The sequence below is a fragment of the Bacillus sp. ISL-51 genome, assembly GCF_018613535.1.
Taxonomy (GTDB): Bacteria; Bacillota; Bacilli; order Bacillales; family Bacillaceae; genus Bacillus.
Genome location: NZ_JAGGQB010000002.1, coordinates 276883 through 288561 on the forward strand (window position 1 = coordinate 276883; position 11679 = coordinate 288561).

The 11679-nt window shown below is 45.0% G+C and carries 14 protein-coding genes and 2 tRNA genes; 3 read left to right on the forward strand and 13 right to left on the reverse strand.

What is annotated here, in order from left to right:
• Positions 1-89 precede the first annotated feature (89 nt).
• Together groL and groES are read right to left on the reverse strand one after the other, a co-directional pair.
• Positions 90-1724: a chaperonin GroEL gene (groL, locus tag J7E26_RS01570; RefSeq protein WP_214800586.1), complete on the reverse strand. Its 1635-nt coding sequence runs from the start codon at positions 1722-1724 to the stop codon at positions 90-92.
• Positions 1725-1765: 41 nt separating this feature from the next.
• Positions 1766-2050: a co-chaperone GroES gene (gene groES / locus J7E26_RS01575; protein WP_003155970.1), complete on the reverse strand. Its 285-nt coding sequence runs from the start codon at positions 2048-2050 to the stop codon at positions 1766-1768.
• Between the two features lie 237 nt (positions 2051-2287).
• Here groES and J7E26_RS01580 point away from each other — a divergent pair, with 237 nt between their 5' ends.
• Both J7E26_RS01580 and J7E26_RS01585 read left to right on the forward strand, forming a co-directional pair.
• Positions 2288-3022 carry a CPBP family intramembrane glutamic endopeptidase gene (locus tag J7E26_RS01580; RefSeq protein ID WP_214812967.1) on the forward strand — a complete coding sequence of 245 codons (735 nt, stop codon included), beginning with the start codon at positions 2288-2290 and terminating at the stop codon, positions 3020-3022.
• A complete protein-coding gene (locus J7E26_RS01585) occupies positions 3019-3210 on the forward strand; it encodes a YdiK family protein (protein ID WP_214800588.1) in 192 nt (63 codons plus the stop codon). Before J7E26_RS01580 ends, J7E26_RS01585 begins: the two co-directional genes overlap by 4 nt.
• A gap of 40 nt (positions 3211-3250) precedes the next feature.
• On the opposite strand, the gene tatC is transcribed toward J7E26_RS01585, so the two are convergent.
• Genes tatC through moaC form a run of 4 tightly spaced genes read right to left on the reverse strand, consistent with a single transcriptional unit; the run spans position 3251 to position 5363 of the window.
• Entirely contained in the window at positions 3251-4012 is a 762-nt protein-coding gene (gene tatC / locus J7E26_RS01590) for a twin-arginine translocase subunit TatC (RefSeq protein ID WP_214800589.1), read from the reverse strand.
• A gap of 6 nt (positions 4013-4018) precedes the next feature.
• Positions 4019-4189: a twin-arginine translocase TatA/TatE family subunit gene (locus tag J7E26_RS01595; RefSeq protein WP_061528211.1), complete on the reverse strand. Its 171-nt coding sequence runs from the start codon at positions 4187-4189 to the stop codon at positions 4019-4021.
• A gap of 17 nt (positions 4190-4206) precedes the next feature.
• Positions 4207-4854, reverse strand: coding sequence for a redox-sensing transcriptional repressor Rex (locus J7E26_RS01600; RefSeq protein ID WP_214800590.1), 648 nt, complete (start codon positions 4852-4854; stop codon positions 4207-4209).
• Positions 4854-5363 carry a cyclic pyranopterin monophosphate synthase MoaC gene (gene moaC / locus J7E26_RS01605; protein WP_214800591.1) on the reverse strand — a complete coding sequence of 170 codons (510 nt, stop codon included), beginning with the start codon at positions 5361-5363 and terminating at the stop codon, positions 4854-4856. Before moaC ends, J7E26_RS01600 begins: the two co-directional genes overlap by 1 nt.
• A gap of 138 nt (positions 5364-5501) precedes the next feature.
• Here moaC and J7E26_RS01610 point away from each other — a divergent pair, with 138 nt between their 5' ends.
• A complete protein-coding gene (locus J7E26_RS01610; protein ID WP_214812970.1) occupies positions 5502-7427 on the forward strand; it encodes an ABC-F family ATP-binding cassette domain-containing protein in 1926 nt (641 codons plus the stop codon).
• Positions 7428-7655: 228 nt separating this feature from the next.
• On the opposite strand, the gene tsaD is transcribed toward J7E26_RS01610, so the two are convergent.
• The 7 genes from tsaD to J7E26_RS01645 all read right to left on the reverse strand — a co-directional run bounded on the left by tsaD (position 7656) and on the right by J7E26_RS01645 (position 11641).
• Entirely contained in the window at positions 7656-8696 is a 1041-nt protein-coding gene (gene tsaD, locus J7E26_RS01615; protein ID WP_214812973.1) for a tRNA (adenosine(37)-N6)-threonylcarbamoyltransferase complex transferase subunit TsaD, read from the reverse strand.
• Positions 8689-9144 carry a ribosomal protein S18-alanine N-acetyltransferase gene (gene rimI, locus J7E26_RS01620; protein WP_214800594.1) on the reverse strand — a complete coding sequence of 152 codons (456 nt, stop codon included), beginning with the start codon at positions 9142-9144 and terminating at the stop codon, positions 8689-8691. The genes tsaD and rimI overlap by 8 nt, the downstream gene beginning before the upstream one ends.
• Positions 9145-9154: 10 nt before the next feature.
• Positions 9155-9844, reverse strand: a complete 690-nt coding sequence (gene tsaB / locus J7E26_RS01625) for a tRNA (adenosine(37)-N6)-threonylcarbamoyltransferase complex dimerization subunit type 1 TsaB (protein WP_214812976.1) — start codon at positions 9842-9844, stop codon at positions 9155-9157.
• Positions 9825-10301: a tRNA (adenosine(37)-N6)-threonylcarbamoyltransferase complex ATPase subunit type 1 TsaE gene (gene tsaE / locus J7E26_RS01630; RefSeq protein WP_214812979.1), complete on the reverse strand. Its 477-nt coding sequence runs from the start codon at positions 10299-10301 to the stop codon at positions 9825-9827. The genes tsaB and tsaE overlap by 20 nt, the downstream gene beginning before the upstream one ends.
• Positions 10302-10316: 15 nt before the next feature.
• Complete coding sequence (thiL, locus tag J7E26_RS01635) at positions 10317-11294, reverse strand: thiamine-phosphate kinase (protein WP_214812984.1); 978 nt, start codon at positions 11292-11294, stop codon at positions 10317-10319.
• 181 nt (positions 11295-11475) lie between these two features.
• A tRNA-Asp gene (locus J7E26_RS01640) sits at positions 11476-11552 on the reverse strand.
• 12 nt (positions 11553-11564) lie between these two features.
• Positions 11565-11641, reverse strand: a tRNA-Met gene (locus tag J7E26_RS01645).
• Positions 11642-11679: the final 38 nt, after the last annotated feature.

Genomic DNA, 11679 nt, shown 5'->3' on the forward strand with positions numbered 1-11679 from the left:
GAAATGTTATTTTTTTGTTATTTTTTCGGCTGATTGGGGTGATGAAAAACGGTCAAACCCTTGGTATATCAAGGGTTTTCGCCGTTTGATTACATCATTCCACCCATACCGCCCATGCCGCCCATATCAGGCATTCCAGCACCGCCGGCATTTTCTTCCGGTTTGTCAGCAACAACCGCTTCAGTTGTTAAGAGCATTGCTGCTACAGAAGCTGCGTTTTGTAGTGCAGAACGTGTAACTTTAGTTGGGTCAACGATACCTTTTTCGATCATGTTTACCCATTCGCCAGTTGCAGCGTTGAAGCCTACGCCGATTTTTTCATTTTTCAGGCGCTCAACGATGACAGATCCTTCAAGACCTGCGTTGTGTGCGATTTGACGGATTGGCTCTTCAAGCGCGCGAAGCACGATGTTGATACCTGTTTGAGCATCACCTTCAGCTTCAACTGCAGCCACTTTGTTATATACGTTGACAAGGGCTGTACCGCCGCCTGATACGATACCTTCTTCAACTGCTGCGCGAGTTGAGTTGAGGGCGTCTTCGATGCGAAGTTTACGCTCTTTCAATTCAGTTTCAGTCGCAGCGCCGACTTTGATGACAGCTACGCCGCCAGCCAGTTTCGCAAGACGTTCTTGTAATTTTTCTTTATCGAACTCAGAAGTTGTTTCTTCTACTTGAGCGCGGATTTGGTTTACGCGTGCAGCGATTTTTTCTGTATCGCCGGCGCCTTCTACGATTGTTGTGTTTTCTTTTGTTACGACAACTTTAGAAGCGCGTCCCAATTGTCCGATTTCAGTAGATTTCAGGTCAAGGCCAAGATCTTCTGTGATCACTTCTCCGCCTGTAAGGACAGAAATGTCTTCAAGCATTGCTTTGCGGCGGTCACCGAAGCCAGGAGCTTTAACGGCCACTGCGTTGAATGTGCCGCGAAGTTTGTTGACAACAAGAGTTGCAAGCGCTTCGCCTTCTACATCCTCAGCAATCAGAAGCAATGGTTTGCCCTGCTGTACAACTTGCTCAAGCACAGGAAGGATTTCTTGGATGTTTGTGATTTTTTTATCTGTGATTAAGATGTAAGGATTGTCAAGAACCGCTTCCATCTTATCAGAATCAGTCACCATGTAAGGAGATGCATATCCGCGGTCGAATTGCATACCTTCAACAACTTCAAGCTCAGTTGTGAAGCCTTTAGACTCTTCGATTGTGATAACACCGTCGTTTCCAACGCGCTCCATTGCTTCAGCGATAAGGCTTCCGACTTCCTCATCAGCAGCAGAGATCGCAGCAACCTGAGCGATAGATTCTTTGCCTTCGATCGGTTTAGAAATTTCTTTTAGGTTTTCGATAGCAACTGTAACGGCTTTTTCCATACCTTTACGCACGCCGACAGGGTTAGCTCCTGCTGTTACGTTTTTAAGGCCTTCGCGGATCATCGCTTGCGCAAGAACCGTCGCAGTTGTTGTACCGTCACCGGCAACGTCGTTTGTTTTGCTGGCTACTTCAGCTACAAGCTTTGCACCCATGTTTTCAAACGCATCTTCAAGTTCGATTTCTTTTGCGATTGTCACACCGTCATTTGTAATTAACGGAGAACCGAATTTTTTCTCCAGAACCACGTTGCGTCCTTTTGGCCCTAAAGTTACTTTTACAGCGTCAGCAAGCGCATCGACACCGCGAAGCATAGAGCGGCGTGCTTCTTCACTAAACTTAATATCTTTTGCCATGTTAACGAAACCTCCTCAAATTTTTAAAAATATTTATTTACTTAGCCAATAACAGCTAAAATGTCGCTTTCACGTAAGATTAAGTATTCAGTACCTTCGTATTTCACTTCAGTACCGGCGTATTTTGAGAAGATAATGCGGTCGCCCTCTTTTACTTCTAAAGCAACGCGCTCTCCGCTTTCTAACACGCGACCTGAACCGGCTGCCACGATTTTGCCTTCTTGCGGCTTTTCTTTCGCAGAATCCGGTAATACGATTCCGCTGGCAGTTTTTTCTTCAGATTCTACGAGTTCAATGACAACGCGATCACCTAATGGCTTTAACAATGTAATAACCTCCTCAATAGTATGAATATGTAATTTTAGCACTCAGCTCTGAAGAGTGCTAACACAATTATTATAATAAAGAATCTCACTTCCAATTTCAAGTCATAACAATAAAAAAATTTCACGCTTACATGATTCTTATTTTCACGGGATTTTCTCGTTTTTTCACCTCAAGTTCAGTTGTGTTACAATAATATCAGACAAGTTGATTTTATAGGGTAAAGGAGTACATATCATTTGAGAAAACAGTATTGGTATATCATTTTGACATATGTTCTCATGCAGGTTTCCGCATTGATCGGAATCCCTTTAATGTACAAATTCGGCTATGCGGGCGGACAGCCGACAGAAGCAAATCTCGTTCAGGCTCAAGGGATTTATTCTGTGGCAAGCTTTTTTATCTGCCTGATCATCGTTCTTTTGTTGTTGAGAACCGTGCCGAAGCAAACATTGAGAAACGGAAAGAAAGCGTCGGCTGGCATGTCCGTCCTCTGGGCTGTTGCCGGAGTCTGGCTCGCTTTATTTGCTCAAGGAATCGCAGGTTTAATTGAACAATACGTCTTTCACGTAAACAGCGGCTCCGAAAACACTCAAGCCATTCTCAGAATCATTAAAGCCATGCCGCTCATGATTATCGTTTCTTCTATTGTAGGGCCGATCCTTGAAGAAATCATTTTCCGGAAGATCATCTTCGGAGTACTGTATGAAAAAACGAATTTCTTTATCGCCGGGCTGATCAGCTCCGTGATTTTCGGCATTGTTCACCAAGATCTCACGCATTTGCTGCTTTACACAGCCATGGGCTTTACCTTTGCGTTTTTATACGTGCAGACGAAACGGATTCTTGTGCCGATGTTCGCCCATGTCATGATGAATACCATCGTCGTGGTCATGCAGCTCGGACCCGCCCAAAAATACATGGAACAGCACAGTGAACAAATGCAATTAATTATTGGAGGATTGTTTTTATGAGGAACCCAATGACTTGGGGCTTGATCTATTTTATCGTCGGCTGTATCTTCACATATCTGGCCGCAAGCTCGCCGGGCAGCATGTGGTCTTTTTATTCCATTCTGCTGATGGTTTTCGCCGCTTATAATATCAGTATTTCTTTCAAAATGTTTGCTTTTTCGCTTAAGGTAAAGAAAAATCAAAAATAAAGAAAAGCCATTTCTCGTTATGTGAGAAATGGCTTTTTTATTAAGCTGATATGTCGCGGTCAGACTCGCGGCTGGCTGTCTGCTTTTTCCGATACGCCGCTTTGGATATGAGGATACTGATCTCATATAATATGCAAAGCGGAATGGTGATCATCAAATGGGACAGCAGCTCAGGCGGCGCGATCAGCGCGGCGATCACAAGCAAAACAAAGTACGCGTACTTTCGGATTTTCGATAAAAACATCGGTGTCACAATACCGAGCCTTGTTAAAAACATGAGAAGAACCGGCATTTGAAACAGCAGCCCAAACGGAATGGTCAGCTGCAGAAGAAAATGAAAATACTCGGTGATGCCGATAACCTGATTCACATCCAAATCATTCGAAACCCGCTTCATAAAATCAACGACCAGCGGAAATAAAATATAATAAGAAAACGACACTCCCGCAACAAACAGCACGATCGCGATCGGGATATAGCTGAGTGTTACTTTGCGCTCCTTTTCATACAGTCCGGGACTGACAAACGCCCAAATCTGATAAAGAATGACCGGCGAAGTCAAAATGATGCCGATAATAAACGCAAACTGCAAAAAGATATACAGCGGATCTGTCAGCTTAAAAGCATTAAGAGTAAGCTCCTTCACTTCATCGGCTTTTTGAAGATACACAATGATAGGCTTTGCCAGAAAAAAGCCGGCGGCAAAGAAAACCGCAAAGGATAACGCAACAATTAGCAATCGTTTCCGAAGTTCGGCAATATGCTCCACAAGCGACATTTGATTCACTCTCATACGTGTCATCCTAACTTACTGATCTTCTTTCTTTTTTTCCTCTTCTTCACCGGCTAATCCTTTAGTAGCATTCTTAAATTCACGAAGCGTGTCCCCCGCTGCTTTTCCTAATTCGGGAAGCTTCTTCGGGCCGAAAATAATGACTGCCACTACCCCTATTACTGCCAGGCTTCCTGGACCGATCATGCGCGCTCCTCCTTTCGTTATTCGATCTCTTCTAACACAGAATAATGCTTTAAGAAATAAACCAATGATTGAAGTTCAACAGCTAAATCTATATGATGAATTCGAATGTGATCCGGCACATTCAAACGGGCCGGCGTAAAATTAAGGATTCCCTTTATCCCAAGCGCCACGAGACGGTCAGTGATCGACTGGGCGGCAACTGCCGGTACAGTAAGAATCGCCACGGGTTCATCCTTAATATGGAGTTCTAAATCATCCAGATTATAGACAGGCACACCGCCTACCTCAGTTCCTATTTTACTCTGATTCACATCAAAAGCCATAGAAATTTTCGTGTTATTATTTTTTGTGAAATTATAGTGAAGAAATGCCGTCCCTAAATTCCCGACACCGATCAAAATGACGTTTGTCGTTTCATCCTGATCGAGGGTTTTTCTGAAAAATGACAGCAGGTAATCCACATTATATCCATATCCTTTTTTGCCAAGCGCTCCGAAATAGGAAAAATCCCTGCGGATCGTGGCCGAATCGACTTTTACTGCGTCGCTGAGCTCAGCCGACGAAACGCGCTGCTTTCCTGACGCGTGCAAATTCTTTAAAAAGCGATAATAAAGCGGCAGCCGTTTTGCTGTCGCCTGTGGAATTTTTGATTGATCCTTATTCATTATTGGTCCTCCACTTTATACTCAGATGCATCTCTTTTAAAATCACCGTTTTTCCCGCCTGTTTTTTCAAGCAGACAGGTAGGGCCGATGACCATCCCCTTATCCAGCGCCTTGCACATGTCATAGACGGTCAAAGCGCACACTGATGCGGAAGTTAGCGCTTCCATTTCCACACCTGTACTCCCTTTCGTTTTTACGCTTGCCTGTATATGAAGAATGGCTTCGGTTTCTTTTTCTTCCCAGCCGAATGAAATATCGACGCCGCTTAAAGAAAGCGGATGGCACATCGGGATAATCACTGACGTTTGCTTTGCAGCCATGATTCCTGCCACCTGTGCGACAGCCAGCACGTCTCCTTTGCCGATCTCGCGGTTTTTGATTCTGCTGTACACTTCATGCTTCATGTGTACGCTTGAAACAGCAGCCGCAGTACGAACTGTTGAAGATTTATCGCTTATATCCACCATGCGGGCACGGCCCTCTTCATTAAAATGAGAAAATCCATTCATATTAAACTCTCCTTACTTCTGATCATACACTATTTTCTCCCTGATGTCTTATCCTATAATGTTCCAATTCTGATGTATTGTTTGCTGACAGCAGGTTGATAAGCTACACTTAACTTATTATAACAGAGGTGAAATAATATGATGATCTTACAAATTAATCAGCTTTTCAAATCTTTTGGCGCTGATCCTATTTTAAACAATATAAAGCTTGAAGTCAGATCTCGGGATCGCATCGCCATTGTAGGCAGAAACGGAGCCGGCAAATCAACTCTTCTTAAAATTATCGCAGGTCACCTTTCATATGAAAAGGGAGAATTAATCAAACCGAAAGAATTAACGATGGGATACCTTGCCCAGCACACAGGCTTGGAATCTCAGCTTACCATAAAAGAAGAATTGCTGAGTGTTTTTGATTTCCTGAAAGCAATGGAGAAGGAAATGCGCTCCATTGAAGAAAAAATGGCAACGGCTGACCCGGCTGAACTTGAGGGCCTGATGAAAACCTACGACAGGCTTCAGCAGGATTTTAAGGATAAAGGCGGCTACCAATATGAAGCGGATGTCCGGTCAGTCCTTCACGGCCTCGGCTTCGGCAAATTTGACGATTCGGCGAAAGTTCAGAGCCTGAGCGGCGGCCAGAAAACAAGGCTTGCCCTCGGGAAGCTGCTGTTAACCCAGCCGGACCTTCTCATTTTGGATGAACCGACAAACCATCTCGACATCGACACGCTCACTTGGCTTGAGCATTATTTACAGGGATACTCCGGGGCTATTCTGATCGTCTCACATGACCGGTACTTCCTTGATAAAGTCGTCAGCCAAGTGTACGAGGTCTCAAGAACCGAAAGCAAAAAATACTTCGGTAACTACAGCGCCTATTTAGAGCAAAAAGCCGAGCAATACGAGAAAGATAGAAAATTATATGAAAAACAGCAAGACGAAATCGCCAAGCTCCAAGATTTTGTCGACCGCAACCTGGCCAGAGCATCTACCACGAAAAGAGCGCAAAGCAGAAGAAAACAGCTTGAACGAATGGATGTCATGGCAAAGCCGCTTGGTGATGAAAAATCCGCCTCTTTCCGGTTCGAGATAACAAAACAGAGCGGAAACGATGTCCTGCGCGTGCAGGATGTCTCCATCAGCTATGACGGCCAGCCGCCGCTTTTGAAAGATTTGACGTTCGGCATTACACGAGGCGAAAGCGCCGCCCTTGTCGGTCCTAACGGAATCGGCAAATCAACCTTGCTGAAAACGATTATGAAAACACTCGGACCAGACTCCGGGACGATCACCTGCGGGTCCAATGTCAGCATCGGCTACTATGATCAGGAGCAAGCCGAACTGACATCGTCGAAACGCGTGCTGGACGAGCTGTGGGATGAATATCCGGACATGCCGGAAAAAGAAATCAGAACCTGCCTCGGCAACTTTTTATTCAGCGGGGATGATGTACTGAAACCGGTCCGCTCCTTAAGCGGCGGTGAAAAAGCCAGAGTCGCGCTTGCCAAGCTGATGCTGCAAAAAGCGAACTTTCTCATCCTTGATGAACCGACCAACCATCTTGATTTAGACAGTAAAGAGGTGCTGGAGAACGCGCTGATCGATTATCCCGGCACTCTGTTATTTGTGTCACATGACCGGTATTTTATTAACAGAATCGCCACAAGAGTGCTGGAGCTGTCGTTCGATCATGTGGAAGAATACCTTGGAGACTATGATTACTATACGGAGAAAAAAGCCCAGCAGCTCGAATTAGAAGAAATGAAGCGTCAAGAAGAGAAAAACGCCCAGCCTTCAGGCAACGTAAAACAGGAAACAAAAAGAACATATGAGGAAGAAAAAGAATGGAAGAAGAAAGAACGGCAGCGGCTGAGACGCATCGAAGAAATCGAAGCGGCCGTGTCATCCATTGAAGACAGCATCAGCCGCAATGAAGAATTGCTATGTGACCCGGACGTGTATCAGGATCATGAAAAAGTGCAGTCCATTCATGCAGAAAACGAAACATTAAACAATGAACTCGAGCGTTTATTAGCAGAGTGGGAAGAACTATCCACAGAATAATAGAAAAAGTCAAGCACCTCTTTTCAGGGGTGCTTTTTTATCCACAGCCTCTCTCCTTATCAATCATTAAAGCAGGCGCTTTATACACACTATCCACAAAATTTTCTGACTTTATCCACTTTACTAACAACTTACAACTCCTTTCCCTGCCTGTATTTCTAAACATATTCACAATGTTGTGGATATGTTTAGAATTGTCTGTTAATAAGTTTAAAAAAGCCTCACGTTTTACAACGTGAGACGATCATAAGAAGCTAATTCCAGTCCGGGCTGCCCATTCATATCATATGAACCCCGAATTCCTTTTTCAAAAGCAATGGTGCCCGCGGCCGCGATCATGGCTGCATTATCCGTGCATAAAGAAAGCGGCGGAATCACCAGCTCCGGATCTCCTTGATGGCTGAATTCTGTTTGCAGCGCGGCTCTCAGTCCTTTGTTCGCAGCTACGCCTCCCGCAAGCAGAACTTGTTTGACTCCGTACTCTTTCGCAGCCTTAGACGTTTTTGCCGTCAATACGTCAATAACGCTCTGCTGAAAACTTGCCGCAAGGTCCTCCGGAGGGATGATCTCTCCTTTTTGCGAGGCATTATGGAGCGTGTTGATTACAGCTGATTTCAGTCCGCTGAAGCTGAAATGATAGGAGCCTTCTTCCAGCCAAGCACGCGGGAGCCGAATGGAAGCTGTTCCGGTCTCAGCGAGCTTATCTATTTGCGGCCCGCCCGGGTATGGAAGCCCCATCGTTCTTGCCACTTTATCATAAGCTTCACCTGCGGCATCATCCAGCGTTTCTCCGATAACTTCAAATGAGCCGTGCTCTTTCATGTAAACCAATTCCGTATGTCCGCCTGATACAACTAAAGCAAGCGCCGGGAATTGAAGCTCTGTTATCAGTCTGTTCGCATAAATGTGGCCCGCGATATGATGGACGCCGACTAAGGGGATTTGATGAGCAAAGCTTAATGCCTTTGCCGCATTCACACCGATTAAAAGTGCTCCGACAAGGCCGGGTCCCTCCGTCACGGCAATCGCATCAAGCTCTGAGAACCCAAGCTCCGCTTTTAACAAAGCTTCCTCAACCACTAGCGTAATCTGCTCCACATGATGTCTTGACGCAATTTCAGGAACCACGCCTCCAAATCGCTTATGGCTTTCAATTTGAGAAGCGACAACGTTTGAAATTATCTCTTTTCCATTTTTGACGACCGAGGCCGCTGTTTCATCACAGCTTGTTTCGATTCCTAATACATAGATATCTTTTTTTTCACTCATGTAATGTCACCCACATTAATAACGCATCTTCCCCGTTATCTGTATAGTATTGTTTTCTGATTCCGCCAGCCTGAAGGCCGAATTTTTTATATAAGGACTGGGCGGGATGATTTGAGACCCTTACTTCGAGAGAAAGCCTTCTTGCCTTTTTCTCTCTGCACAATTCAACAGCAGAGCGAAAAAGCTCTTCTCCTAAAGATTGGCCGCGGTATTCAGGCTTAATGGCTATGTTTGTAATTTGCGCGTCATCTATAATGATCCAAATGCCGCAATACCCCGCCAAGCACCCATCCTTTTCAATCACAAGATAATGGGCATACGGATTTTCCAAAAGTTCATGGCAAAACGAATCCTTCGTCCAAGGAGAAGTAAAAGAAGCTGTTTCAATCTCATATATTTGATCAATATCTTCCGGCCGCATACTTCTGATGGCCGCTTTTGTTTTCATCCCTATCACCCTATTTTTGAGATTCAATCCATTTCGCCTCAGCCTCGGCCAGACGCAAATAATCCGGAACAAGTCGGTGGACATCCTCTTCTTCTTTTTCCATGCCTAAAAACGCGAGTTCTGAAGGCCGCGGATTATGCTGCGCAGCCGTTCCCATCACTGCCTGAGATTTTAATCCCTCGATGATGGTTTCTTCGTGAATGCCTGTATCATGTCCTAAAAATAAAACAGGAGACCTTTTTTCCCGCAGCATACCGAGCCAGTCAGTCAGCAAGACGTTTTGATCAGACAAAACGGATTGTAAACGGCCGTCCTGATATTCATAGAGCCCTGTATAAACTTGTCCGCGCCGTGCATCAAATAACGGGCAGATCAAACCTTGAAAATGCCGGCCATTAGCCGCCAGCGCCTCCAGACTTGATACAGCGGCAATCGGAAGTTTCAGTGACCAGGCCAGAGTTTTAGCAAGCGTTACACCGATTCTGACACCTGTATAGGAGCCAGGCCCCTTCGCCACTACAATTTTAGAAAGGTCTTGCGGTTTTAAGCCGCAATCAGCCAGCAATGAATTGACAGCCGGCAGCGCCCGCACTGAATGATTCTTTTTTAAATATGTAATATACTCCGCCATTACCGTTTTCTCATGAACAAGCGCGGCACCCAGCGTGTAATTAGACGTATCAATTGCCAGTATTGTCATGTTTATTTATCTCCTCACAAAACGTTTCATACCGTTTTCCACTAGCCGTAAAGGTAATGTCTCTTTCCTCATCGCCGGCTCTTTTTATTACAATTTGCAGCCGTTCTGCCGGCAGCTGCTCCTGAATTAAATGAGCCCATTCAATTAAACAGACTCCTTGTCCTTCAAAATATTCTTCAAGCCCCAAATCCTCGTTTTCATCCTCCATACGATAGACATCCATATGGTATAAAGGAAGCGAGCCGTCATGATATTCTTTAATGATCGTAAAAGTAGGGCTGTTCACAACTCTCGTGATCCCTAATCCTTCGGCAAATCCCTTTGTGAAAGTTGTTTTCCCCGCTCCCAAATCACCTTCAAGTGTCAGAACGTCCCCCGGCTTTGCAAAGGAAGCAGCCAGCTTCGCAACGGCTTTCGTTTCTTCGGGATTCTTAGTTCTCCATTGTAATGTCTTCAAAGTGAGTCACCCGTCTTATTTAAAATGATTGTATCCTTTTTTCTCAAGGACGATTCGTTTTTGATCTCCGGTCTTCAATAAGACATTTGCTTCTTTCCGCTCATAAACCGTTCCAACCTGCTTGATTGGAACACCTGATGCTTTACAGCGGTCAAGCAGCCATGTCCACTCCTTCTGAGAAACCGTCCCAGCCAATTCAAAATCCTCTCCGCCGAATAATGCCCATTCCTTCCATTTAGAATGTGCCTTACGTAAATCAGGATGAACCGGAAGAAGATTTTCTTCAATTTCTATAGTAACTGAACTTGCCTCAGCGATTTCATTCAGTTCACTGGCTAAACCGTCACTGATGTCGTTCAATGCCGCACGCTGAAGCCGAGAGCAGAAACGGCCGGCCTGAACCCTTGGAACAGGACGTTTATGTTTTTGTATAAAATAATCTCTCTCACTGCACGCAGAAGGATCCGTTTCACGCAATAGAAGGGAAAGGCCTGCAGCGGACGAGCCGATATCTCCCGTGACAAAAACAACATCACCCGGTCTTGCTGAGCTTCGCAGACAAGCCAGACCCTTTTCAACCTCTCCAATAACGGTAACGGTAATGACTGCTTTATCAGAGGCAGAAACCGTATCTCCCCCGATCAAATCCATCCGATATAGTTTCGCCAGTTCTGTCATCCCTTCATACATGGCCTGAACTTCTGGTGCCTGCCAGCAAGCAGGAAGCGCAAGAGATACCAAATAAAACTTAGGAATGCCGCCCATTGCCGCAATATCACTGATGTTAACAGCAAGTGCCTTATAACCGATATCTTCAGGAGAGAAATATTCTAATTTAAAATGAACATCCTCCACCATTGTATCAAGGCAAACAATTTGCTGAAAATGTGGTGACGCAGTATAAACCGCACCATCATCACCGATCCCTACATCGACGGAAGTGTGATGAAGCGTATGAGGTGTAATGCTGTGAATCAAATCAAATTCATCCATGTTTCCCCCGTCTCCCTTTCTTCCGCTCTTGTGAGATATAGCTGTTTCTAGTGTATCGGATTATGTTTCAATATCCAAGACTTTAACGATATAAAGAAAGCTTGGTTTCATACCAAGCCATTAGCATTTAAAAGAAAACACAAAAAAAACGAAAACATGATCGTTTCGTTTACAATGAAAATGGCGGTCCGGACGGGACTCGAACCCGCGACCTCCTGCGTGACAGGCAGGCATTCTAACCAACTGAACTACCGGACCATTTTTAAAATTTGGTTGCGGGGGCAGGATTTGAACCTGCGACCTTCGGGTTATGAGCCCGACGAGCTACCGAACTGCTCCACCCCGCGATGATAAAAATATATTGAAAAGCTTGGCGGCGTCCTAC